General features: G+C 70.8%; 17 protein-coding genes and 1 pseudogene. 5 read left to right on the top strand and 13 right to left on the bottom strand.

Annotation, left to right across the window (positions count from 1 at the left end):
* Window positions 1-69 precede the first annotated feature (69 nt).
* The gene (locus Q0C41_RS01550; RefSeq protein ID WP_291980680.1) at window positions 70-2,025 is read left to right on the top strand and encodes a S41 family peptidase; all 1,956 of its coding nucleotides are present in this window, start codon (window positions 70-72) and stop codon (window positions 2,023-2,025) included.
* A gap of 18 nt (window positions 2,026-2,043) precedes the next feature.
* Here Q0C41_RS01550 and Q0C41_RS01545 read toward each other — a convergent pair whose 3' ends face one another.
* From Q0C41_RS01545 to Q0C41_RS01525, 5 genes are all read right to left on the bottom strand, one after another.
* Complete coding sequence (locus Q0C41_RS01545; RefSeq protein ID WP_291980679.1) at window positions 2,044-2,349, bottom strand: laminin B domain-containing protein; 306 nt, start codon at window positions 2,347-2,349, stop codon at window positions 2,044-2,046.
* Between the two features lie 131 nt (window positions 2,350-2,480).
* Window positions 2,481-3,215 (bottom strand): class I SAM-dependent methyltransferase, encoded by a 735-nt coding sequence (locus Q0C41_RS01540; protein ID WP_291980678.1) that lies wholly within the window; start codon window positions 3,213-3,215, stop codon window positions 2,481-2,483.
* Window positions 3,216-3,226: 11 nt separating this feature from the next.
* Entirely contained in the window at window positions 3,227-4,132 is a 906-nt protein-coding gene (locus Q0C41_RS01535) for an aldo/keto reductase (RefSeq protein ID WP_291980677.1), read from the bottom strand.
* Between the two features lie 68 nt (window positions 4,133-4,200).
* Window positions 4,201-4,518: a hypothetical protein gene (locus Q0C41_RS01530; protein WP_291980676.1), complete on the bottom strand. Its 318-nt coding sequence runs from the start codon at window positions 4,516-4,518 to the stop codon at window positions 4,201-4,203.
* Window positions 4,502-6,277 carry an NAD(P)/FAD-dependent oxidoreductase gene (locus tag Q0C41_RS01525; protein ID WP_367079078.1) on the bottom strand — a complete coding sequence of 592 codons (1,776 nt, stop codon included), beginning with the start codon at window positions 6,275-6,277 and terminating at the stop codon, window positions 4,502-4,504. The genes Q0C41_RS01530 and Q0C41_RS01525 overlap by 17 nt, the downstream gene beginning before the upstream one ends.
* A 273-nt stretch (window positions 6,278-6,550) precedes the next feature.
* Here Q0C41_RS01525 and Q0C41_RS01520 point away from each other — a divergent pair, with 273 nt between their 5' ends.
* Complete coding sequence (locus Q0C41_RS01520) at window positions 6,551-7,957, top strand: nucleotide disphospho-sugar-binding domain-containing protein (protein WP_291980675.1); 1,407 nt, start codon at window positions 6,551-6,553, stop codon at window positions 7,955-7,957.
* Complete coding sequence (locus Q0C41_RS01515) at window positions 7,954-9,405, top strand: lipopolysaccharide biosynthesis protein (RefSeq protein ID WP_291980674.1); 1,452 nt, start codon at window positions 7,954-7,956, stop codon at window positions 9,403-9,405. The genes Q0C41_RS01520 and Q0C41_RS01515 overlap by 4 nt, the downstream gene beginning before the upstream one ends.
* Here Q0C41_RS01515 and Q0C41_RS01510 read toward each other — a convergent pair.
* Window positions 9,387-10,589, bottom strand: a complete 1,203-nt coding sequence (locus Q0C41_RS01510; RefSeq protein WP_291980673.1) for a glycosyltransferase family 4 protein — start codon at window positions 10,587-10,589, stop codon at window positions 9,387-9,389. The two genes, Q0C41_RS01515 and Q0C41_RS01510, sit on opposite strands and share 19 nt — an antisense overlap.
* A 23-nt stretch (window positions 10,590-10,612) precedes the next feature.
* On the opposite strand from Q0C41_RS01510, the gene Q0C41_RS01505 reads away from it, so the two are divergent.
* Together Q0C41_RS01505 and Q0C41_RS01500 are read left to right on the top strand one after the other, a co-directional pair.
* A complete protein-coding gene (locus Q0C41_RS01505; protein WP_291980672.1) occupies window positions 10,613-14,719 on the top strand; it encodes an amino acid adenylation domain-containing protein in 4,107 nt (1,368 codons plus the stop codon).
* Window positions 14,716-15,474 (top strand): glycosyltransferase family 2 protein, encoded by a 759-nt coding sequence (locus Q0C41_RS01500; RefSeq protein WP_291980671.1) that lies wholly within the window; start codon window positions 14,716-14,718, stop codon window positions 15,472-15,474. Before Q0C41_RS01505 ends, Q0C41_RS01500 begins: the two co-directional genes overlap by 4 nt.
* Before the next feature lie 17 nt (window positions 15,475-15,491).
* Here Q0C41_RS01500 and Q0C41_RS01495 read toward each other — a convergent pair whose 3' ends face one another.
* The 7 genes and pseudogenes from Q0C41_RS01495 to Q0C41_RS01465 form a co-directional block, all read right to left on the bottom strand.
* Window positions 15,492-17,189, bottom strand: coding sequence for a phosphopantetheine-binding protein (locus tag Q0C41_RS01495; protein WP_291980670.1), 1,698 nt, complete (start codon window positions 17,187-17,189; stop codon window positions 15,492-15,494).
* A 139-nt stretch (window positions 17,190-17,328) separates the two neighbouring features.
* Window positions 17,329-19,725, bottom strand: a pseudogene (locus Q0C41_RS31305) (AMP-binding protein); the annotation flags it as partial.
* Complete coding sequence (locus Q0C41_RS01485) at window positions 19,722-20,021, bottom strand: acyl carrier protein (protein ID WP_291980668.1); 300 nt, start codon at window positions 20,019-20,021, stop codon at window positions 19,722-19,724. The gene Q0C41_RS01485 and the pseudogene Q0C41_RS31305, both read right to left, overlap by 4 nt.
* Entirely contained in the window at window positions 20,011-21,600 is a 1,590-nt protein-coding gene (locus Q0C41_RS01480; protein WP_291980667.1) for an amino acid adenylation domain-containing protein, read from the bottom strand. Before Q0C41_RS01480 ends, Q0C41_RS01485 begins: the two co-directional genes overlap by 11 nt.
* 31 nt (window positions 21,601-21,631) lie before the next feature.
* Complete coding sequence (locus Q0C41_RS01475) at window positions 21,632-22,825, bottom strand: HupE/UreJ family protein (RefSeq protein ID WP_291980666.1); 1,194 nt, start codon at window positions 22,823-22,825, stop codon at window positions 21,632-21,634.
* Window positions 22,822-23,964 carry an acyl-CoA dehydrogenase family protein gene (locus Q0C41_RS01470; RefSeq protein ID WP_291980665.1) on the bottom strand — a complete coding sequence of 381 codons (1,143 nt, stop codon included), beginning with the start codon at window positions 23,962-23,964 and terminating at the stop codon, window positions 22,822-22,824. The genes Q0C41_RS01475 and Q0C41_RS01470 overlap by 4 nt, the downstream gene beginning before the upstream one ends.
* A gap of 107 nt (window positions 23,965-24,071) precedes the next feature.
* The coding region (locus Q0C41_RS01465; RefSeq protein ID WP_291980664.1) for a hypothetical protein at window positions 24,072-24,765 on the bottom strand (694 nt) is incomplete at its 5' end.

Here is a 24,765-nt window from a genome sequence, read left to right as displayed (position 1 = left end):
CGAAGAAGCGGTAGCCGTCAGACGATGGCCGGCGGCGAGGTGCCGTGCGCCGGCCATCGATGGAGCACCATGGCTGACATCGAGATCGGCAAGCGGCGAGCCCTGCTGGACATCGCCCATGCCCGGGGCGGACGACGGACGGAGCGGGACCTCGACACCTTCCTCGAGCGAGCCGAGACCAGGACCGCCCTCACCAGGGACGAGCGCCTGCGCATCGTCGAGCAGGCGCTGCTGATGATGGAGATGAACTACGTCCATCTGCCGATGAAGCGGGCCATCCACGCCATCGATCCCATCCAGCAGCTCAAGCTCCTCAGGTTCCAGCTGGCGGAATGGAACGCCTCGCTCGAGCCCACCATCGACTTCCATCGGCGCCTGCTGTCGATCTTCGGCTCGACGCGCGACCTGCACACGCTCTACCTGCTGCCGGAGCCGTTCAGGGACTGCACGGCCTATCTGCCGTTCCTCATCGAGCAGTACTTCGATGACGGCTGCGAGCGCTTCATCGTGACGCGGACGGCGCTGCGCGACGAGGACGCGCGGTGCCTGTCGCTGGATGGGCGCGAGGCGCGGTTCGAGCGCGGTGTCGAGGTGCTGGCGTGGAACGGCGTGCCGATCGTGCGGGCCATCGAGATCAACGGCGAGTCGCAGGCCGGGAGCAATCCCGATGCGCGGTTCGCGCGCGGGCTCGACAACCTGACCATCCGTCCACTCAACAGCACCCTGCCACCCGACGAGATGTGGGTGGACATCGTCTTCCGCGCCAACAACGGCGTCGTCGCCACGCATCGGTCGTCCTGGCTGGTGCACACGAGCCGCGACACCGGCGAGGGGTCTGCCTGGTCGAGCACCAAGCGGACGGCGCTCGACGTCAAGCGGACGCGCATCCTCGAGGTCAAGAAGGACCTCTACCCGCGCGCCGACACCGAGACACTCGGCGCGATCGAGGACGTCCTGTACGCGGTGAAGAAGACCGTGCGCGGCCAGGCGCTGGGCTACATCCGGATCTTCAGCTTCGACGTCGAGGATGCCGTGCGTTTCCGGACGGCGTTCGCCCGGCTGATCACGCAGGAGGGCTTCCCGCAGGACGGCCTCGTGCTGGACGTGCGTGGCAATCCGGGCGGCAACATCCGCGCGGCCGAATCGCTGCTGCAGTTGCTCACGCCCACCACCATCGAGCCGGAGTCGTTCGAGTTCCTCAACACGCCGCTGAACTTCCAGATCTGCAAATTCGCGCCGGATGACTGGGATCTCCAGCGATGGCTGCCCTCCATCGGTGATTCCGTGATGACGGGGGCGACCTATTCGGCTGGATTCCCGCTGACGCTCGGTCCGCTGTGCAACGGCGTCGGCCAGGTGTACTACGGCCCCGTCGTGCTGATCACCGACGCCCTGTCGTACAGCGCAACGGACATCTTCGCCGCGGGCTTTCAGGACAACAGGGTGGGCCCGGTGCTCGGCACCAGCGGGAACACCGGCGCAGGCGGCGCCAACTTCTGGTCGCTCGACGATCTGATGGCGGCGCAGGCGCAGGCCCCGACGACGCCGTTCCGGAAGTTGCCCAAGGGGGCCGAACTCATCGTCGCCATGCGTCGGAGCGTGCGGGTCGGCCCGAACGCCGGCTCACCGCTCGAGGAGTTCGGGGTGGCCCCGGACGTGCTGCACTACATGACGAAGCGCGACCTCCTGAGCGACAACGTCGATCTCCTGTCGCGCGCGGCCCGGCTCCTTCGGCAGCGGCCGTCGTACCGGCTGTCGGTGACGCCGGTCAGCGGCGACGGCCCCCGCCGGTTGCTCGTCGCCGCCGCGTCGAAGGTACCGGCGGCGAAGACCCGCCTGCAGATCGCCCGGGTGGACCTCTACGTGGATGGCCGCCCCGTGCGCTCCATCGACGCGGTGGACGGGACCGTGCCGCCCACGGAGGTGGAGATCGCGCAGACCGGGACGGCACGCCCCGGCATCGACGCGGAAGCGTGGAGCCGCGCCGGCACGCTGGTCGCCGTGTGGCGCACGCGCATCCGGTAGTGGCCGACCCACGGCCGGCTACCTGCCGGCGCTGAGCACCAGGCTGTCGAGCGCGCCCTCGTCAGGCCCGGTGTGGTACTCGCCGCGGATCTCGAGACTCGTCGGGTTGGCGAGGACGCTGCGGATCTTCGCCTGCGTGGCCGCCATGTTCCAGTTCCATCCGGCGTCGGCCGAGAACCGCACCGAGAACACCGCCCAGGTCGTGCCGGGCGAGGTCGGGAAGCGGTAGGACAGTCGGCCCGCCGGCCCGATGACGACGACATCGTCTTCGAAGTTGCCGACGATGTCCGCCGACTGCTCGAGGCTGTCGGTCAGCGTCTGCACGTCGGTCTCCTCGCCTGATCTGCCGCGGTCCGGGCCGTGCTACGTGATCGGGGCCAGCCGGCGACCGCCGCCCGCTGAACCGGGCGTGTGGCTCGCGCGGTGTCAGGCGTGGCGGCAGGAATGAGCCCGACTCACGGCGCAGGCGTGTGTCCGAGGAACATGTATCGCGGCGTCCGCTCGTCGGTGGTGCGCTCGACGACCACGTCGACGGCAAAGTCGCGTTCCGCCAGCAGGCGCGTCCATGTGTCCTTCGGGAACAGGCCACAGTCGTGGCGCTCGTAGACCGACCACACGCGGCCATCGGGTTCGCGCAGCAGAAAGCTGTAGTGCACCGCCATCCGGGTGGCACCGGGCGCGACATCCTCGGTCCACTCCAGCACGCGCGCCGCGCGTCCGTCCGCGTGGTCACCACCGCCGGCCTCCGTGCCCGGCTCGAAGGTCTCGGTGACCGCGTCGGGGACGAACAGCACGAGGCCCCCGGGGCCGAGGTGTCGCCACGCCGTGTCGCACACCCGTGCGAGATCGGCCTCGGACGTCATGTAGTCGATGGCATCGTGAACCAGCACGACGTCGAACGTGCGGCCGAGGTCCAGCGTGCGCATGTCGCCCTCGATGTGGGCGCACTCGGGGTTCAGTCGACGTGACACGGCCAGCATGGCGGCGCTGATGTCGGTCAGGCAGCAGGCGAAGTGCGACCGGAGATGGTGCGCCACGTGTCCCCCGCCGCTCCCGAGTTCGAGCAGCGTACGGGCCTGCGGCCGATACTGCAGGATGACGTCACGGATGGCGGTGGCTTCCTCCGCGTACTCCTCGACGGGAGAGATGACGGGCCACCACTCCGCGAGGGCTCCGTAGAACTGCGTCACGACGGTATCCTCTAGGCCAGGGCGAGATTGAGGTTCTCGATCGCTTCGTCGATCTCGGCCGGAGACTTGTAGCCGACGGTGACCGCGTCGACCCCTGCATGGCGGAAGGCGAACCGCATGGCCTTGCGACGGTCCTCGCGATCGAAGGTCCCTTCCCCCACGAGCTTCATGGCGACCACGCCCATGCCCTGCGTCCGCACCTGCTCGACGTGACGCACGACCTCGGGCACGTTACCCAGCCCCGTCGTGCGGTAGTCCTCTGCGTCCATCGACGTGCCGATGTGGTTGACGCGAATCATCGCCACCTCGAGCCAGTCGTTGCCGGGCATGCGGCGCAGCGCCGGCAACCCGTGCACGGACGCGCCGTGGCCCAGCACCACCTTGCGCGCCTCGCTCTCGAGGATCGCGTCCTGCCAGCGCGCGGACTCGGTCGGCCACGACGCCGTGTGCTGCCAGTGCAGCAACATGATGTCGAAGTACTCCGTGTTGGCGAGCGTGCGGAGCTGGTCGAACGTCTTCTGCGGATCGACGCCGTCCCTGGTCGTCACCTTGGACATGATCTGGTAGGTGTCGCGCGGGATCCCCTTCAGGGCCACACCCAGCATCCGGTGCATCTCGCCGTACGACTCGGCCGTCTCGAAGAAGCGGATGCCACGGTCGTAGGCGTGTCGCACCAGCCGCGTGAACCCGGCCTGCCCGAGCTCCCGCTGCACGCGGCCGCTGAAGCTTCCCGTGCCGAAGGCCAGCCGTGTCACCTTGACGCCCGATCGACCGAGGGTCACCAGGTCGGTCGCCTTCCCGCGCGGCGCGGCGAGCGGGAGCGCACCGAGGGGAAGGCCCCCGGACATGGCCAGCGTCCCCGCGGCCAGGCTGGTCCTGAGGAAATCGCGTCGCGTGCGGCGGCTGCAAGGCGGCATGGCGTCGTCCCTCCGTGTTCAGGTCTGGCCGGATGGTATCAGCCCTCGCGTCGATCGCCGCGCGGGGCTCACGTGTCGGCTGAACGCCAACTCGCCAGGACGTTGTAGAGCCACGCCACGCACCAGCCGACGATCGCGCCGGTGAGTGCGCCGTAGACGAAGCCGAGGAGGGCGCCCGTCGAGGTGACCGCGTACCCCGGATAGAAGGCCCGGAGCAGACTCAGGTGCTGGCCGACGTTCGGCCCCCCCTTGATCACCAGCCACATCGTCGCGGCCCAGAGCGCCGCGCCCCCGACGATGCCGGTCACGATGGCGACGATGCCCGCGCGAAGGCGAGCCACGGCGCGAGCGACGAGCACGCGTTCCCGATCAGCCCGCGTCAACACGACCTCCATCCACGGCCTCGAGGGTCGTCAGCGTCGCGAGCTGACGCTCCAGATCTCTCAGGAACATCGCGGTGAGCAGGTTGATGAGCCGGGCCACGATCCAGCCCACCACGAAGCCACCGAGAGCGGCCTCGACGAACCCGACCAGTAACCCGGGCCAGGACACCTCGTAGCCGAACAGGTAGTGTCCCAGCAGCGACAACATGGGGACGAAGCCGTCGTGGGGTCCCCACAGGAGCAGCGCCGTGGTGAGGGCCAGCAGCGCCGCCGCCGCGATGCCGAAGGCGCCGCCCAGGGCGATCTCGTCGTATTCGGCAAACGCCTCCCGCAACAGGCCGTCGAGCCCGCCCTCCACCGGCATCGGCGTGAGGCGATCGCGAACGTGCGCGCCGGCCTCGCCACGAATCTCCTCGTGAAAGCTCTCTTCTTCGTTCACCGTCCAGACGTCGAGTCGGGCGCCGGTGACGCTGCGCGCGGCGTAGAGCGCGGTGAGCATCGAGTGATCCTGGTTGTTGTAGCGATGCAGGCCGTTGCGTCCCACGGTGAAGAGGTTGTCGATGCGGTCGAGCCAGGTGCGGAGGATCTGCAGGTGCGCTTCGTACTCGCCGTCGTACACCGGATAGGCCATGGGCATCCGCACCACGGTGCCAGCCCTGACTTCGCCCGGCGAGAACAGGCCGATGGTGGCCGCCTCGGAGGTGCCCAGCGCGATCAGTTCCTCGTCGGAGCGCTGCCAGAGCGCGTCGCCCCGGTTGGTGAAGTACTCGAGGCCGATGAACGACACGTTCGGGTCGTCGACCATGTCGGGGCTCCAGTTCTTGAAGTTCTGGACACGACCGACGTGCACCTCCGGGGCATGGACGTAGATCCAGTTGTCCGGGAACAGCTGGTCGCGATTCACGATCAGGGCCACGATCAGGAAGTCCCGGTGCCGCAGCTTGCCGGCCGCCTCGAGCACCTCGACCGGCGGCGGCGGGTCCATGGCGCGGATGAGTTCGCCCACGGGCATCGACGAGATCACCGTGTCACAGGGCTCGCGCCGCGTCGCCCCGTCCGGGCCGACGACGTCGATTGCGGACACCCGGCCGCCGTCGTGCAGCACCCGAACCACCCGCGTGCGGAGGTGGGTGTGCACGCCGTCCGCGGCCGCCAGGTCCCGGCAGCGCTCCCACATCATGCCAGGGCCGAGACGCGGGTAGTGGAACCGCTCGATGAGGCTCGTGACCGCCGGGCGGCCACCCCCCGCGCTGCCGAGCACCGCGTTCCTGAGCGCCGTCATCAGGTCGAGGTTCTTGATCCGCTGGGCGGCCCAGGCTGCGCTGATCTCCGAGCACGGCATCCCCCAGACCTTCTCGGTGTAGGTCTTGAAGAACACCTCGAAGAGACGCCGGCCGAACCGGTTGCTCACCCAGACGTCGAAGGTGCGCTCGTCGGCGACCGGAAACAGCTGCGCGTGGATGTAGCTCGCCAGCACGCGCACCGCCTCGACGACACCGAGGCCCCGCAGGGCGTTCACGGGCCGGAGCGGGTAGTCGAAGAACTTTCCGCCGTAGAAGATGCGCGACAACCTCGGGCGCACGATGAGATCGTCGCCGAGGATGTCGTGCCACAGGCGCTCGATCTCCGGCACCTTGGTGAAGAACCGGTGCCCGCCGATGTCCAGCCGGTAGCCACGGAACACCACGGTGCGCGAGATACCGCCGACCTGATCGTCAGCCTCGAAGACGACCGCCGCGCGCCCCAGTCGCGCGAGCGTCACGGCCGCCGTCAGCCCTGCAGGACCGGCCCCGACGATGGCGGTGCGACCGCCACCGGGAGGCGGATCTGGCCGGCGAGCGGCATCACTGGGGAATCCGGGTGGGTCTTGCTCGCCGCGGAGGGGCTGCGAGACGGGAGCCACTGCGTCGGCTGGCGGGCGCATCACTTACGGCTCATGGACGCCGGTACCACTCGGGGCGTTGCAGTGTGTGTCGACGGCACGCGGGTTGACGCTACCATACGGGGTCGCCCGCCCCACCGGCTGGCATGCCGAATGGCCAGCATCCTCATCGTGACGCGGGGCCTGCCGAGCGTGCTCTACCAGAGCGTGGAACTCGCCCGGCGTCTCACCGTCGCCGGCCATCGGCTCACGTTTGCCGGCGACCCCTCCGCGCGTCCCCTCGTCGAACATCACGGCGTGGCCTTCCAGAGCCTCGATCCGGACGGCTACGAGCCGTTCCTCGAGGAGGATGCCACCACGCCCGCCGTGCGCCGGCTGCTGGCCATCGGCCGCCGTCGCGCGCGCGCACGGGAGTCGTTGGGCGTCGGAGCGTTCGCCCGTCTCGTGCGCGAGACACGCCCGGATCTGATCCTGGTCAACGGCGAGATGCACGCGCACATCATCGCGGCAGCGATGGCCGGCGCGCGGATGGCCCTGCTCAATTCGTTCGTGTCGATCTGGCGGGAGGCCGGCATCCCGCCGCCGCACACCCTGGCACGGCCGGGCGTCGGCTGGTCGGGCACGAGGGCGGGCGCTGCGCTGCTCTGGCGGGCCCTGCGGCTTCGGAAGCAGCACCGGCGCTGGTCCGAACGCGTGCGTCACATCGGCTGCGATCGCGTGTCGGTGTACCGTGACCTGGCCCGTGCGGTGGGCTTCCCGTTCGAGCGGGACACCGACGACCGCCAGTGGCTGATCCCGTTCACCTACCGCCACCTGCCCGTCCTGAGCCTGCACGCGCAGGAATTCGAGTTCCCGCATCGCCCTCCGGCGCACGTGCACTTCGTCGGCCCCATGGTGCTCGCCTCGCGCATCGATCAGCCACAGACGGCGGCGGACCGCGACAGGCTCGAGGCGATTGTCGCGCGCCGCCGAGCCGCCGGCGCGGACGGCCGGCTCATCTACGCGGCCTTCGGCTCGGTCTTCTCCACCGATCTCACCTTCCTCCGGCGCCTCGTCGGCATCGTCGAGGCACGTCCCCACTGGGAACTGATCATCAGCCTGAGCCACCAGGTGGAGCCCGCCGCCGTCGGCCCGCTGCCGCCGCGGGTCCACACGTTCCCCTGGGTGCCACAGGTGCAGGTGCTTCAGCATGCCGACGTCGCGGTGACGCACGGCGGCATCAGCACCGTCGACGAGTGCGTCCTCAGCGGCGTCCCACCCCTCATCTACTGCGGCTGGGAAACGGACATGGCGGGGACCACGGCCCGCGCCGTCCACCACGGCGTCGGCATCGCCGGTGATCGGCAGCGCGACAGCACCACCGACATCCGCGCGCACGTCGATCGCCTCCTGAGCGAGCCGGGCGTCCGCGAGCGCGTGCAGCGGATGCAGGGCCTCTACGCCGCCTACGAGACCCATCGTGTGGCGGAGCGAGCGGTCGATGCGCTGCTCCAGGCCCCGGTCACAGACGGCGGCGCCGACCCGGCCGGCGGGTCTGGCCACGGCGGGCGGCGCCGGTGAGCGGGTCGACACGGCGGTTCGTCCTGGGCGCCGGGTGGGTGTACGCCCACCGCTGGCTGGAGCGCCTGCTCGACTTCGTCGCCCTCGTGGTGCTGGCGCGCCTGCTGGCGCCCGACGACTTCGGCCTCGTGGCCATCGCCGCCTCGTTCGCCACCATCGTCGAGGGACTCAGCGCGTTCGACGTGGACAAGGCGCTGATCCGGAGCCGTGACGACGACCGGGCCCTCTTCGACACGGCCTGGACGTTGTCCGTGTTGCGCGGCCTGCTCGCGGCCCTCGCCATGTGGGGCGTCGCGCCGTGGGTGGGCGACGCCCGCATGGCGGACGTCCTGCGAGTGCTGGCGGTGGTCCCGATCCTGAACGGGCTGCGGAACCCGCGCTTCGTCACCTTCGAACGCGACCTGGTCTACTCGAAGCTCGCCGTACTCACGGTGACCGCCAAGGTGCTGTCCGTGGGCGCGACGCTGGCCCTGGCCGTCGTGGTCCGCAGCTACTGGGCGCTCGTCGTCGGGCAGCTCGCGTATGCCCTCGCCGGGGTCGTGCTCAGTTACCTGCTGCGGCCCTATCGCCCCGCCGTGTCGCTGGCGCGCGTCTCGGCGCTCGCCTCGTTCAGCGGCTGGCTCTCGCTGACCAGCGTCGTCACCGTGCTGTCGATGGAGACCGACAAGCTGATCGTCGGCTGGCTGGTCGGCGTCACCGACGCCGGCCTCTACTTCATGACCCAGCGCGTGGGCGTGCTGCCCACCCAGGAACTGCTCAGCCCGCTGCAGCGGATCCTGTTCCCGGCCTTCAGCGCCCTGGGGAGCGACACCGTCCGCCTGCGACGCGCCGCCGCCGAGTCGATCAGCGTGCTCGCCAGCCTGAGCCTGCCGGCCGGCTTCGGCTTCGCCCTGGTGGCCGCCGACTTCGTCCCGCTGGCCCTCGGTGAGCCGTGGGCCCCCATCGTCCCGCTGCTCGTCGTGCTGACGCCCTACCTCGGCCTGCGCTCGACGCTGTCCATGACGCTGCCGTGCGTGCTCGCCCTGGGCCACACCCGGCTGCTGTTCGGCGTCAGTGCGATCTACGCGCTCGTCCACGTCCCGCTGTTCGTGGCCGGCACCGCCCTGTTCGGCCTGCCGGGTGCGGTCTGGAGCATCGTCCTGGCGGGCATCTTCTACACCTATCTCAACGCCTGGCTGCTGCGCCGGGTGCTCGGCATCTCGCCCGTCGAGATCGCGCGCCAGGTGCGGCGGCCCCTGGCGGCCACGGCGCTGATGGTCGGCACGGTGGCGGGCCTTGGCGCGACCGTGCCGGCCGATGCACTCGCGGCGCTGCCGCGTGCCCTGTGGCCCGCGGTCGAGGTCGTGGTGGGCGGAGCGGTGTTCGGGTGCACGTCGTACGTGATGTGGAGGCTCGAGGGCCGGCCTGCGGGCATCGAGTGGCGTGTCGCTCAGCTCTGGTCCCGCTGATCCCCCGGTCGGACGTCCCGCCCGACGAGCCCTTCGAGCGCCGACGCGGTGCGCTCGGCGATCGCCGGCCAGGCGTGACGAGCGGCCACGGCGCGACCGCCTGCCGCCAGGCGCTGCCGCAGGTCGCGGTCGCCCAGCACGCGGGCCACCGCCTCGGCCAGCGCACCTGGGGCATCCGGCGGCACGAGCAGGCCGCTGTCGCCGTCGGACAGCACCTCGGGGAGTGCGCCCACGCGCGTGGCCACCACCGGGAGCCCATGCGCCAGGGCCAGAAAGAGGACCCCGGACTGGCTGACGTGCCGATAGGGCAGCACGAGCACGTCCGCCGCGGCGAGATACCCGGTCACCTCGGAGAAGGGCACATAACCGAACCGGTGGATCGCGCCGACACGCGTCGCCGCGGCGAGCAGCGCATCGCGCCGCGCGGCGTCGAGCCGCACGGGGTCACCAGCCACGACGAGTCGCGCCGCGGGCCTGGCCTTCGCCACCGCGGGCCACGCGTCGAGCAGCACGTCCAGCCCCTTGTATTCCCTGATGTAGCCGAAAAAGAGCGCGACCTGGTCGCCGGGCTCGAGGCCCAGTCGGCGCCGCGCCACCTCTGGCTCCACAGGCGCCGTGTCCTTGCCGAAGAACCCGTATTCTCCGTGCGCGATCACGGTCACACGGCCCGGATCGATGCCGACTTCGTCGATCAGGCGCCTCCGGTCGAACTCGGAGTGGGCGATGATCAGCTGACTGAGACGATGGATGCCCCGGTGCACGGCGTCCTGCACGCGGGTCCGTTCATGCGCCGTGACCACGTGCGCCGTCACGGCCACGGGGAGGCCTGTCAGCCGCAACAGGATGAGGTACGCTAACGCTATCTGGTTGGTGCAATGCAGATGCACGACGTCCGGACGGGCTCGTCGTGCCAGGACCGCCACGGTGACCGCATCTGCCACCGCCTCGACCTTGACCGCCCATCCCAGGGCGCGGCGTGGCAGCGACGCACGGAACCGGTGCGTGAGTCGCCCAATCGCCTTCACGAGCCTAACGCGCGGCGGCAGGACCCGACCCTCCAGTTCGTACGCGGCAGCGGTCACGAGCGTCACGTCGAGTCCGCGGTCGGCCAGCGCGCAGGAGAGGTTGTACACGTAGTGGATCAGCCCACCGCGACCGAAGGTCTCGACCTCGAGGATCCGCATCGTGACCTTCATACACCGTCCCCGTGCCGCCGCGTGCGTCGGGCGCGTATCCGATGACCGCCCCCGAGACGACCGACGACCGCGCCGCGCGGCTGCAACGGGCCATCCAGGCGAAGAAGACGGGCGCCCGTGGACCCGGCCGGGGGCTCGACCTCGCGGCGCGGCCCGCGGAGGCACCGGCGCCGCTGGGCGAGATGCAGCGCGGCCTCTGGGTCGTGCACCAGTTGGACCCGGGGTCGCCCGCCTACAACCTCTGCAGCGCGTTCCGCGTCCTCGGCGCGCTGGACCTGCCGCGGCTGCAGCAGGCGTTCGACCGGGTGGTGGCGCGGCATCGGCTGCTGCGGTCCACGTTCGAGGCGGATGGGGATTCCGCCCGTCAGGTCGTCCACGCGGCGCAGCCACTGACGATCGCACGGGTCGAGGCCGGTGACGAGGGCGCACTCGCGGTCGCCACTCGAGAGGCCCGCCGGCCCTTCGACCTGGCGCACGGGCCGCTGGTCCGGGTCCACCTCATCGAGGAGGTGTCGGGCCACTCGCGCCTCCTGCTGCTCGTGCTGCACCACATCCTGGCGGACGAGCGATCGCTGGCCTGTCTGTGGCAGGAGGTGGCACAGGCCTACGATGGTCGGCTCGAGGACTCGCCGCCCGCCGCGCAGTACGACGACTACGTGCATTGGCTGGGTCAGGCCGACCCGGGTCGCCGTGACGAGGACCTGGCCTTCTGGCGAGCGCGCCTCGCCCCCCTGCCAGAGGACCTCCGGCTTCCCTTCGAGCACCCCTCGTCGTCGGGCCACAGCCGCGGGCGACTCATCGAGCGGCCCGTGCGCACCTCGGTGCAGGCAGGCATCAGGCGCCTCGCCTCCGCCACCGGCGCCACGCCGTTCATGGTCTACGCCTTCGTGTTCCGGTTGCTGCTCCACCGCTACACGCAGGGCCAGCGAGTCGCCTTCGCCACGCCCATCTCCACGCGCTCGCATCCCGCCACGGCGGAGATGGTGGGCTACTTCCTGAATCCGCTCGTGGTCGCCACCACGCTGGACGAGCAGCAGACGGTCGGCAGGTGCGTCGAACACTTCTGCGCGGAACTGAGGACCCTGCTTGCCCACGCGTCGCTGCCCTTCGACGTCCTGGCGACGGCGGTCTCACCACAGCGCGAGGCGGATCGGCATCCGATCTTCCAGGCGATGTTCGTCTACCAGGAGTCGGGCCCGGCCCCCGTCCTCGGCGGCGTCTCGCTCGAGCCGATCACGCTCGACCTGGGCGCGTCGAAGTTCGACCTGACGCTCCTCGTGGCCGAAGGCGACGGAGGGCTGCAGCTCGCGGTCGAGTATCGCGCCGACCGCTTCGACGACGTCTGGATGGAGGCGCTGCTCGACCACTACGAGACCCTGCTCGAGCACGTGCCGGAGGATCGCGAACGATTCGTGCACGCGGTGCCGATGCTCGACGCCGCGGAGGTGCAGCGGGTGTCGGCGTGGGAGCGCGGGCCTCGACTCGACGGGCCGGAAAACGATCTGCTCCCGCGGCAGGTCCTCGCGCAGGCCCTGCGCCAGCCGCAGGCGCCCGCCGTCACGTGCGGCGCGGCCGGCCTGCGCTACGACGAGCTCGAGACGACGGCACGGACGATCGCCGCCGCCCTGCGCGCTGGCGGTGTGACCGCCGGCGACCGCGTCGCGGTGTTCCTCCCTCGCTCGACGTCGTTGATCGCCGCCGTCGTCGGCAGTCACCTGGCCGGCGCGGCGTACGTGCCGATGGACCCCTCATACCCGGAGGCCCGGAACCGGGATCTGCTCGCCGACGCCGATGTCGCCGCCGTCCTCACGACGTCGGCGCTCGCCAGCCGTCTGCCGGCGGGACCGTGGCAGACGATCGCGGTGGACGCGCTGGAGCGCGACGCCGCTCCCGCAGCGGCCGTGGCCGACCTCTCACCGGAGTCGGTGGCCTACATCCTCTACACGTCCGGCTCCACCGGCCGCCCCAAGGGCGTCGTGATCTCCCACGAGCACCTGCGGCGCTCGACACAGGCCCGCGTGCAGTACTACGACACGCCCCCGGGGCGATTCCTGCTCCTGCCGAGCCCCGCCTTCGACAGCTCGGTGGCGGGCCTCTTCTGGACGCTCGCCACCGGAGGCACGCTCGTCGTGCCGACCGACGACGAGGCGCGGGACGCCCGGCGACTGGCGCACCTCGTGGCCGAACACCGCGTCACCAGCCTGCTGTGCGTCCCCTCGCTGTACGCCCAGCTGCTGCAGGTCGGCGGCGATCGGCTGCGTGGGCTCGAGATGGTGATCGTCGCCGGGGAGAGCTGCTCGTCGAGGCTCGCCGCGGACCACGTCGCGAGCCTGCCCCACGTGCGGCTCTTCAACGAATACGGCCCGACCGAGGCCACCGTCTGGGCCACGGTCCACGAAGTCACGGCCGCCGACGCGGCACGCCCGGTGGCCATCGGACGCCCCATCCCCGGCGTGCGCGTCGAGGTGCTGGACGATCTCGGCCGTCGCGTGCCCGCCGGGATTCCCGGTCACGGGTGGATCGTCGGCCCGACCGTCGCCGACGGCTACTGGCGACGCCGCGACCTCACCGACGAACGGTTCGGCGACGCCCTGCCTGGGCAGGAGGCGACGCAACGCCGGTACCGCACCGGTGACCGCATGGCCTGGACCGCCGACGGCCGGCTGCTGTTCCTCGGACGCGACGACGAGCAGATCAAGCTGCGCGGGTTCCGCATCGAGCCCGGCGAGATCGAGACGGCCCTGCTCGAGCACCTCGCCATCGAGCAGGCGGCCGTCGTGGTGCGCGGCGCCGGCGAAGAGTCGCCAGGCTCAGGCGACGGCGAGCCGGCGCAACTCGTCGCGTTCGTCGTCGCGACGCAGCCAGGAAGTCTCGAGGGGTGGCGACAGGCCCTGGCTGGGCGACTGCCGGAGCACATGGTGCCGAGTCGGCTCGTCGAAGTGCCCGCGCTCCCGACGCTGCCCAACGGCAAGGTTGCCCGCCGGCGGCTTGCCGAACTGCCGCTCCCCGCCGAACGCCGGAGCCCCGCCGCCGACGCGATCCCCAGCACCCGTGAGCACGCCCTGTTGTCGTTGTGGGAAGGACTGCTGGGGCGCACCGGCCTGGCGGTGTCCGACAACTTCTTCGAACTCGGCGGCCACTCCCTGCAGGTGGTGCAGATGGTCACCGCCATCGAGCAGGACTTCGAGGTCACCCTGTCGGCAGCCGACGTGTACCAACACCCGACCGTGCGCGAACTCGCCCGGCGCATCGAGCAGCGCGGCGGCGCTCAGGCGTCCGACCAGTACGAGCACCTGTTCCCCATCCAGCCCACGGGCCGCAAGGCACCGCTGCTCATGGCCGTGCCCGACCTCTTCGCCAAGGCGCTTGCGGCGAGGTATCGGGGAGAACGGCCCGTGTACGGCCTGCGGGGGGTCAGCCGGCGAACCGAGGGCAATCGCGGGCGCTGGCCCACGATGACCGACCTCGCCGAGGACGTAGTGGGCGAGATTCACCGACGATTTCCGGCCACCCCCTGCATCGTGGCCGGCTACTCCTTCGGCGCGTGGCTGGCGATCGAGGCCGTGCGCGTGATGGAAGCGCGCGGGATGCCGGTGCAGCGTCTGTACGTGATCGCACCGATGCCCGTGGACTTCTACGGCGTGGGTCCGTTCCGCGCCCGCATCGACGGCCTCGACCGGCCGCTGGCCGAACTCTCGACTGCGCAGATCCTGCGCCTGTACATGAAGGGACACCATCCGCTCACGCAAGGGCCCTACCGGCGGACCAGGCAATGGCTCACGGAGCGGCCCTGGCGGCGTCTACTGAGCCTGGTGGGCGGCATGAGACGGCGGGCCGGGTTGCCGCTCACGCCGCGCATCATCGAGGCCGACGTGCGCGCCGAGCGCTTCCGGCTCCATGCGCACCATCAGCCCCGACCGGTGCACACCCCGACCGTCTTCTTCAACCCGGTCGGCACGCCGAGCGATGCCGCCGCGACGTGGCGGCCCTACTTTCTCGGCCCGTTCACCGTCCACCCCACGCCCGATCCGCACGACGCGGCGTCGGTGGACGCGGCACGGGCCGTGGTCCTCAAGCACCTGGAGGCCGAGGACGCCCCCGCGATGCCGACCCCATGACCGAGTTGCCCCGCGTGTCCGTGATCGTGCCGTTCTTCAATCGCCAGCCGAGCCTGACGGCGTGCATCGAGGCGCTGCTGAATCAGGAGGACGTCGGCGGGCCGGTCGAGATCATCATGGTCGACAACGGGTCGACGGACGACTCCGCGGCCGTGGTCCGCCGCTACCCGCAGGTGACGCTGCTGCGCGAGGAGTCACCGGGTGCGTACGCCTCGCGCAACGCCGGCATCCGGCAGGCGCGCGCGCCGCTGCTGGCCTTCACCGACGCCGACTGCGTCACCGACCGACGCTGGCTGCAGTCGGTGTGCGACGGCATGCGCGATCCCGGTGTCGCCATCCTGATCGGCCACTGCCGCTATCCGGCCGAGGCGTCGTGGGCCCTGACGCTGCTCGGCGCGTACGAGAACGCCAAGGCCGAGTACGTGCTCACCCGGTGCGCGCCTGCGTACCATTTCGCCTACGGCAACAACATGGCCGTGCGGGCGTCGCTGTTCGCGCAGGTGGGACCGTTCAGGCTGTGGGCTCGCGCCGCCGACACCGAGCTCGTGCACCGGATGACAGCGGCTCGTCCGGACCTGCGGGTCGAGTTCCGACCCGACATGCGGATCACGCACCTCGAGTTCCTTCGCGTACGGGACCGGGTGCGCCGCCTCTCGCTGTACACCCGGACGAATGCGCAGATCGCGTCGTTCAGGGAACTGGGGGTCGCCGAACGCGCCGGGGTCCTGCTGCACCTGGTGCGGGGGAGCCGGTAGCGCGAGCGCCAGCCCCGTCAGTCCGGGTGACGCGATGCCGGGCGAGCCGTCTGGGTGTCCACTAGCTCCGTGTCGCCGGCGACGTCGGCGAGGATCTGCTCCTCCGCGGCGCGGGCCAGCGCAGCGAGCGTCGGCCGCGTGAAGATCGTGGCCAGCGGCAGCGTGATGTCGAACTCACGGCACAGGCGCACCATCACCTGCATGGCCACCAGCGAGGTGCCGCCGAGATCGAAGAAGCTGTCGCCAGAGCCCACGCGCGGCACGCCGAGTTCTTCACGCCAGACGCCAGCCAGGAACTCCTCGACCGGTCCCTGCGGAGGATCGTCCGATGCCTCGATGGTCCGGTCCGCGAGCAGGCCGGACAACGCCTGCTCGTCGACCTTGCCGTTGGTGGTGAGCGGAATCGCGTCGACCCGCCGCAACCACGCGGGGATCGACGCGGCGGGCAGGCGCTCGGCCAGCGCTCGCCTCACGTCCTGCTCGGCGACGTCCCCTGAGGCGACATAGAAGCCCGCCAGCGACGTCTGCTCGCCAGCCCCGGCGATCCGCTGCTCGTCGTAGCCGACCTCGGCCAGCAGCCCGCGCACGGCGGCCGGATCGATGTCGTCGTCGAGTTCGTCGAGCGCGGCGGCGCGCGTCTTGTGACCGAGGCGCACGTCCCAGCTGTAGGGCAGCGCGTAGCTGTGGTACCCGCGCTCCTTCTGGTGCACGTAGATGCCGAGGTCGTTGATCCGGCAGTTGGTCGAGCGGCCAGTGTCGGATGGGCGGATCCAGGGCACGGTCCGTCGGAGGTGATCCAGCATCTCGTCCATGCCGACGTCGCAGTACCGGTAGAAGTCGACGAACTGCACCTGCTCGAAGATGCGGTCGTCCTGGAACGCACGCACATCGAGTGTCCGCGAGACCTCGTCGGGCGCACGGTGGTACACCTTGCGGGCCGCGAGCACCGCCGCGTCGACCTCGTCGGGACGGACCCGGCCGTCGCGGAACATCTCTTCCGACAGCCGCGTCTCGAACAGCTGGCCGCGCGACAGCCCGGTGACGACGATCGGGATCCCCAGATCGCGCGCCCGCAGCATGCCCAGCGTGTAGATGGTCTTGAAGCAGCCGTTGCAGACGTTCGAGAAGCGCGCGAGGCTGTCGCGGAAGATGGCGTTCATCGCCGGCGTCGTGGCGAACTCGATCGGCACGCCGAGCTGCGCGGTCACCTTCCGGATGTTCTCCTTGGCGCCGTCCGAGATGAAGCCGTTGTCCAGCGTGAAGGCGTAGACCGAGAGCCCCTCCTCCACCAGCCGGCACAGCGCGTAGGTGCTGTCCTTGCCGCCGCTGTAGAGCATCAGGCAGTCGTAGCGGGAGGGATGCGCGCGGGCCGTCGCCTCGAACAGCGCCCGCAGGTCGGCCATCGTGCGGAAGTAGGCCCGGGCATGCGGCTCGATGGCGTCGTAGGCGCGGCACAGGTTGCACACGCCGTCGGTGTCGAACGTCACGCGCGGGTAGTTGGACGGCAGGCCACAGCGGACGCAGTGGCGGACGGCCTCCTCCGCCGCCGGCGCTGGCGCCGTGCGTCGGCGCGCGATCACGGCGCACTGCGCAATCGACGGCACGGCGAGCAGGGCGGCCTCGACCTCTCCCAGCTCGATGCGATGCCCCGACACCTTGACCTGTCGGTCGATCCGGCCGAGGTAGTCGAGCAGGCCCCCGCTGGTGATCCGCACCAGATCCCGTGCGATACCAGCGCTCGCCGGGACGCCACGGGAGCGACGTGAATCGCTCCTGCGTCAGCTCCGGCGCCTCGTGATACCCGCGAGCGAGCCCGAAGCGTGACACCCACAGCTCGCCCGCCACGCCCTCGGGCACGGGCGACAGCGCCTCGTTCAGGATCGCCACCTGGACGTGATCGGCGGGCACGCCGATCGGCACACTCGCCGCGGTGTCCGACGATGGGTCGAAGCGATGCGCGACGCATCCGACGACCGCCTCGGTCGGGCCGTACTCGTTGTGGATCTCCGCCGCCCCGTGCAGTGCCGCGTCGACGGCGGCGGCCAGCGAGGTCTTGAGATCCTCGCCGCCGACCACGAGGCGGCGCAGCCGCGAGCCGTCGACGCCGAGGCGCCGCAGCAGCGAGAGATGCGAGGGCGTGAGCTTGATGATGTCGACGGTGTTGGCCGCGACCACGTCCATCAGCGCGGCATCGACGGGACCGTCGGGTTCGGGGTAGACCTCCAGCGTGCCCCCGGTGATCAGCGGCAGGAACACGCTGGTGACCGTGAGGTCGAAGGCGAGAGACGTGAACAGCGGGTACGTGAGACGGTCGCCGCGGACGTAGCGGCGCTCTGCCCAGCACAGATAGTCCGCCAGCCCGCCGTGGTCGATCGGCACGCCCTTGGGCCGGCCCGTCGAGCCGGACGTGTAGATGAGGTACGCGAGGTCCTCCAGGCTCGGCCCGGGCTGGACCGGTCTCGTCCCGACACCGGCGTGGATCGCCTCGGCAACCGAAAGCACCGTGACCCCGTGACGCGCCGGCACCGCGGACACGCCCTCGCCCACGAGGAGCACGCGTGCGCCGGAGTCCTGCAGCACGTGGTCGAGGCGCGCCGATGGTGTCGAGGCGTCGATCGGCACATACGCGGCGCGCGCCCGCAGCGTGCCGAGCATGGCGACGACCGAGAGCACGGACCGGCGGCCGGCGATCGCCACGCGATCGCCCGGGGCGATGCCGTGCGCCAGCAACGTCGCGGCGAGGGCGTCGGCCTGATCCCGCAGCGCGGCGAACGTCAGCGACGTCGTGCCCTGCCGGACGGCGACCACGTCGGGATCACTGGCCGCTCGTGCCTCGAACATCGCGGTCACCGACTGCTGCGGCAGCGGCAGCGCGGCGGTGGCGTTCAGCGCGGCGAGTGTTCTTCGCTCCTCGTCCACGAGGATGTCGATCGCGGCGATCGGCCGATCGGGATTGTCGAGCACGGCATCGAGCAGCGTCTCGAAGTGGCGCAGACTGCGCACCCGCAGCCGCGCCTCGAGCGCGTCGTCATTGACGTCGAGGTGCAGCACGACGCGCCCGGTGCCGGCGAAGTCGTGGACCTGGAGCCGCAGGGCATGCACGCGGTCGCCGTGTCCCGGGTGCACCCAGTCGACGTCGGCCGGCAGCCCCGCGAAGGTGCCGAACGAGCCCGGCACGTAGTTGAGGACGACCGTGCCGGTGGTGGCAGCCGTCGGGGCGCTGAGGCCCGGCAGCGCATGGCGCAGCAGGAGCAGGGACTCCTGCAGGCACCGGGTCGCCAGCGTCCGGAACGTGTCGGTGACCTCGACGGTGACCGAGAAGGGGAACATCTCGATGAACAGGCCGAGCGCGCGCCGGGCCTGCGCCGTCGGCCGACCGTTGACCGGGGTATCGAAGCCGAGGTCGCGGGCGCCGCTGATGCGGTGGAGCCAGCTGACGAGCAGCGTCGCGAACACGGCGAACCTGGCCACGCCCTCCGGCAGATGGGCCCATCCCAGATCGCGGCAGAGGCGGTCGAGTGCGCGAGACCGGGCCTCGCCGAGGTCGAGCGTCAGGCGACTGCTGGCCGTGTCGACAGGGACGGCAGGACGACCGTAGAGTGGCACCGACCGACCGGCCCGCTGCGGCCGGAGTCGCCAGTGCTCCCGGGCGCTCGCGCGCGTGGCGACGCCCGCTGGCAAAACCGCGATCGTCGGGTAGTAGGCGGCGAGCGCCGGCGGCGCGGTGCCATCGCCGCGCAGCAGGCGCTCGTACTCGGCCCCGACCTGGCGGTACAGCAACTGCGTCGACCAGGCGTCGGCGATCACGTGGTGCTGGTTGAGATACCAGCCGGTGCGACCGTCACCGAACGGCACGAGCACGCTGTCGACCAGATCGCCGTCCGGCGGCAGGGGACGGGCGCAGCGTGCACGGCACCACTCGCGGAACGTGCCAGCAGGATCGGGTCCGGGAGCCAGGACGATCACCTCGGTGGACCGCCCGCGCGCGGCCAGCGTCCACCGCGGGTTCCCGCGCTCGTCGTCCACGATCCGCGTCCGCAGGGCGTCGCTGGCGTCGACGATCCGCTGCCACGCCGCGCAGAACAGATCGGCGCGCAGCGCCGTCGGGAAGACGAAGGCGAACGCCATGTTGTACAGCGGGCTCTCGGGGGTGAGCCGCTGGCCGATCCAGATCTGCTGCTGGCTGTGCGTCAACGGCTGCGGCGCGGCCGCGGCGTCGCGCGACCGGTCCGACGGCCCGGCATCGCTCATGGCCTCGTGTCTCCTGGCCCATGTGCCGCCAGCGCGCGCACGACATAGCCGGCGATCACCGCGACGCTCCGGAAGTTCTCCACCACGAAGTCGGCCGGCTGGATCACGATGCGGAACTCCTCGCCGACGAAGGTCGCCAGGCGCAGAATGCCGATCGAGTCGATGACCTCGCCCGACAGGAGGTCGGCGTCGCGGCCGATCGTCACGCCCGGCTCCAGCAGTTCGCGGTGCAGGAACTCCACGATGCGGCCTTCGATCTCGGAGGTCTCGGGCGTCGGGTGCGCATCAGTCGCCATCGCGTGTCTTTCCTTCCATCAACTGCCCGGCGAGCGCCCGCACGTCGACCTTGCCGGTGGGCGTGCGCGGCAGGGCGTCCACGACGGCGATGTCCGACGGCAGCGCGTACGGCGGGAGACTCCGCCGCAGGTCGGCCAGCATGTCCCGGACCGCCGGTGGCGCATCGCCACCCACCACGACCGCGGCCCGGAGCGCCGAGCTGCCCTCGCCATCGGGGACGGTGAACACCGCGGCCTCCTCCACCGCGGCCAGTGAGAGCAGGGCGGCCTCGACCTCTTCGAGCTCGACGCGGTGGCCGCGCACCTTGACCTGGCGGTCGGCGCGGGCGACGAACGCCAGGTTGCCGTCGGCCAGCACGCGGGCCCGGTCGCCCGTCCTGAAGTACACCTCGTCGAGGCCGCCGCCGGCAGGCCGCCGGACGAGCACCTCGCGGTTGCGCTCGGGGTCGCCCCAATAGCCCGCCATCACCGTCGAGCCACGCACGAACAGCTCACCCACCTCGCCATCCGGCACCGGGTGCAGCGCCGCATCCGCGACGAGCGTGCGCGTGGTGGCGCACGCCTTGCCGATGGGCAGCGGGCCCACCGGGTCGCCGGTCTCCGGGAGGTGGAAGTACGTGCAGACGTTGACCTCGGTCGATCCGTACACGTGACTGAGACGGGCGCCGGGCAGTTGCTGCCGGATCCGACGCAGGTGCTTGCCGGGGAAGGTCTCGCCCGCGAAGAGCACCCAGCGCAGCGCGCGCAGGTTCCGCGCCTCGAGGTCGCCACGCAGCGACAGCTGGACCAGCGCCGCCGGCACGGAGTACCACACCGAGACCTGCTCGCGCTCGAGGACGGCAGACAGGCTGCCCGGCATCATCAGCACCGCCGGCGTCAGGATGACCGTCGTGGCGCCGGCGCGGGCCGCGGCGTAGTAGTCGAAGGTCGCAAAGCAGGTGTGATGCGACGAGTGGTTGGTGAGCCGGTCGTCGCTGCGCAGGGCGTACGTCGACGCGGCCCAGTCGACGAAGCTCATCGCGCCGTAGTGCGTGTGCAGGATCAGCTTCGGCAGGCCGGTGGAGCCCGACGTGTGGAGGATGTAGGCCGGATCGAGGTCGAGCACCTGGACGTCAGGCGGCCGGTCGCTCGCCTGCTCCAGGACCGTCTCCCACGTGACGCACGGCACCGGCGTCGCCTCGTCGCCAGCGAGCCCGATCACCTGGGCCACATCGGGGCAGTCGGCAAGCGCCCGGGAGACCGCGGCACGACGGTCCGGCTCCGAGATGAGGTGGGTCGCCCCGGTCGCGCGCATGATGCGGACGGCCTGATCCACGGGCGACTTCGGATCGATCGGCACCAGAGTGGCGCCCGCCGCGAGGGCGCCGTAGAAGCTGACCGGAACGTCGAGTCCCTTGCCGAGCCACACGGCCACGCGGTCGCCTCGCGAGAGGCCGGTCTCCAGCAGGACTCGCGCGAGTCCATTGGCGCGCCGCGCCAGCTGCTCGTACGTGAGGGTGTCGCCGTCGCACCGGATCGCCGGAGCGCCGGGGTCACGCGACGCCGCCTCGTCGACCAGCCGGTTCAGTAGCACGGGCATGCGGACTTGCCTCCGTTCTCGGGTCCCCCAGTCACGACAGTGAGCTGCGCACGGCCGACACGACGGTCCCGGGCCTCGGCAGCTTGATGTCGAAGGATCGCTCCACCACCCACACCATCGAGATCAGGATCATCGCGGCCGCGGTCAGCGGCAACGCGACGCGCCGGTAGATCGCCAGCCGGCGCGCCAGGAACAACAGCGGGAACACCACGAGGACGATGGCCAGTTGGCCGAGCTCGACCCCGAGGTTGAATCCGAACAGCGTCAGGCCGATGTGCTCGCGCAGCACCCCGATCTCCTCCATGGCCGCAGCGAAGCCGAAGCCGTGGAACAGGCCGAAGCCGAACACGACCAGCCAGATTCTCCCGCGGAACAGCGGAAACAGGATGTCGGCAGCCGCCACCGCGATCGAGCCGGCGATGATGACCTCGACCATGCGCACAGGCAGGTGCAGGATGCCGAGCGAGGCCAGCGAGAGCGTCACGCTGTGCGCCACGGTGAAGGCCGTCACGATCTTCACGACGTTGACCAGCGCCGGCGTGAAGTCTTCAATCGCACCCCATCGGCCGTCCCGGCGCACCAGCACCGCCGGCAGCAGGAGGGCCACGAGGAACATCACGTGGTCCAGCCCCATCCAGATGTGATCGACCCCGAGCCGGACGACGGCGACGAAGCCGCGCCAGCGGCCGCCGGTGGTGATCTCGAACGTCTGGTGACGGGCGTCGGGACTGAACACCAGCGAGATCTGGCCTTCGTTGGCGATGGTGCCGGTGGCCCAGTTGTGCTCGACCAGCAGGAAACCACGGTGACCGGGTTCCTCGTCCAGCAGCACCGAATAGTCGAACGTCAGCCGATCGGGCACGCCGTCGAGCCCACCGAGGTCGAACGACAGCTGGGCGTAGCCGCCGCGCACGTCGAGCACGCCGTGCGTGGTGAAGCGAATCTCCAGAGGCCCCCGGGCGTCGGCAATCGTGACGTGCGAGCGGTAGTAGTCGCGCAGGACGCCGATCCGCTCGTCGAGATTCGCCGGCGTGATCTCCTGATCCGTGCCCGTCAGCCGGCGCGCGGCGTTGAAGTCGGCCAGCGAGACTTCGAAGCGTCCGGTGACGCGGTCCTGGTAGACCTGCAGGTACAGGTAGCTCTGGCCCACGTTGTGGGCGCGCACCTCGCTCGCCGACAGCACGAGCACCACGAAGAGCAGCGCCAGTCGCAACGACGCGATCATCCCAACCCCCTGAGTCCAGCGATCAGATTGCGCTGGATCTCGGATGTGCCCACATAGAGCGTGGCGGCGAGTGCGTCGCGCAACTCCCGCTCGAGTTCGTACTCCACGGTATAGCCGTAGGTCCCGAAGATCTGGACCGCGCTGCGGCACGTCTCCACGTAGGCCTCGCTCACGGCGAGCTTGGCCATCGCCGACTCCCGCGTCGCCGTGCCGTGGCGCGCCCGCTGCCAGGCGGCCCGGTAGAGCAGCAGCCGCGCCGCCTCCAGTTGCACGTCCATGTCCGCGAGGCGGTGCGCAATCGCCTGGTGCTTGCCGATTGGCACCGATCCGACCTTGCGCTGCCTGGCGTGCGCGACACAGCGTTCGAGCAGCCGCTGCATCACGCCGATGGCCGGCGCCATCACCAGCAGACGCTCGGCCTCCATCACCTGGCTGAAGATCAGGGCCCCCGACCCGACGCCACCCACGACGGCAGAGGCCGGGACCCAGCAGTCTTCCAGAAAGACCTGGGACATCGGACTGGTGCGCAGTCCCATCTTCTCGATCGGTGCGCCGACGACCAGTCCGCTGGTGTGACGCGGCACCAGGAACGCGGTGACGCCACCGACACCGGGTCCCGTGCGCGCATAGATGATGAAGAGGTCGGCGACCGGGCCGTTGGTGACGAACGTCTTGGAGCCCTGCAGTCGCCAGCCGTCGTCGTGCGGCACCGCCGTCGTCGCCAGCGACAGCGCACTCGATCCGGAGTCCGGCTCCGTGATCGCCGTCGCGCCGATGACGCTGCCCTCAGCCAGGCCGGGCAGCCACTCGCGCTTCTGCGCCTCGCTGCCAAAGGCGCACAGCGGTCCTTCGCACGACGCCGCATGCGCGGCGACCGAGAACACCAGGCCGTTGTCGCGCGCGCCGTAGCCAAGGCCCTCGAAGACCGCGACGGCCGACAGGAGATCCTGCCCGCCCCCATTCCACTCGGCAGGCACGAGCAGGCCCTGCAGCCCGAACTCGGCGCAGGCCTGCCAGGCCTCACGGGAGAAGGTCCCCTCACGATCGCGACCAGCCACCCCCTCGACCAACCGCGCGCGGGCAAACTCCACGGCGCCGCGGCGGAGGCGCAGCTGGTCAGCGGTCCATTCGAACTCCACACGCCTCCCTTGGCACGAGTGACGGCACACACCGGCGTCCCTGCCGGCCGTTCATGGTACGTCGACGGTCGGCGCCCACCGGCGCCGCGCGACGACGACTGGCACGATCAGCGCCGAGGTATGACACGCAGCTGACGAATCTGGATCCCGAGGGCACGCGTGTCGCCGTCCGGGCGGACCACCTCGCGGACCTCCAGCGACAACGTGTTGTCGCCTGGACGTACAGCATCGGCGGGGATCGGGATGCGGCCGGCGCCCTGCCAGCTGGTCTCGAGCACGCGGTCGTTCAGGCGCACGAGGATGGTCTGGGCGCCCGTGGCCGCGGCATCCATCGCCAGGGTCAGCGGCAGCGGGGCGTCGACCCGGAAGACGGCGGTGGCCACGGGGCGAGCCGTCCACTGCGACACCTGCCCGTGCAGCGCATCGGCGGCATGCCAGCCGTCCACGGCCGTCACGGGAAGCTCGTGTGCACTGTCGTCGTCCATCGGGCCGTATTCGCCGTTCAGCAGGCGATCACCCGCCGCCGCCATCGCGCAGGGGGCAGACGTGTCAGGGCGTCGCCCGTCGGCCGCGCGGCGCACGACCCACGCCTCGGGCGCGGTGCCGGCGCTGACGGCCACGCGGCCCGCCCCCCATGGGCCACGCGGCGTCACCACCACCCGCGCCACCCACCGCGCCCGGACGCGCAGCGTCGGCGGCACGTCGTCCTGCGTCTCGAGGGCCTGCAGACGGCGGGCCTCAGCGGTGTCGTGCGTATCGAAGAGGTCCACCGACCACGACGGCGCCCGCGACGGCGCGAGG

The sequence above is a fragment of the Luteitalea sp. genome, from assembly GCF_022842525.1.
Lineage (GTDB): Bacteria > Acidobacteriota > Vicinamibacteria > Vicinamibacterales > Vicinamibacteraceae > Luteitalea.
Note: the sequence above shows the minus strand (reverse complement) of the source record. Positions and strands in the feature narration are given on the sequence as shown.

Coding starts and splice junctions, on each gene's coding strand:
- Q0C41_RS01475 (WP_291980666.1), bottom strand. CDS start 22,825: ATGATCGCGTCGTTGCGACTGGCGCTGCTCTTCGTGGTGCTCGTGCTG.
- Q0C41_RS01485 (WP_291980668.1), bottom strand. CDS start 20,021: ATGGCGACTGATGCGCACCCGACGCCCGAGACCTCCGAGATCGAAGGC.
- Q0C41_RS01535 (WP_291980677.1), bottom strand. CDS start 4,132: ATGCCGCCTTGCAGCCGCCGCACGCGACGCGATTTCCTCAGGACCAGC.
- Q0C41_RS01510 (WP_291980673.1), bottom strand. CDS start 10,589: ATGCGGATCCTCGAGGTCGAGACCTTCGGTCGCGGTGGGCTGATCCAC.
- Q0C41_RS01550 (WP_291980680.1), top strand. CDS start 70: ATGGCTGACATCGAGATCGGCAAGCGGCGAGCCCTGCTGGACATCGCC.
- Q0C41_RS01520 (WP_291980675.1), top strand. CDS start 6,551: ATGGCCAGCATCCTCATCGTGACGCGGGGCCTGCCGAGCGTGCTCTAC.
- Q0C41_RS01500 (WP_291980671.1), top strand. CDS start 14,716: ATGACCGAGTTGCCCCGCGTGTCCGTGATCGTGCCGTTCTTCAATCGC.
- Q0C41_RS01480 (WP_291980667.1), bottom strand. CDS start 21,600: ATGCCCGTGCTACTGAACCGGCTGGTCGACGAGGCGGCGTCGCGTGAC.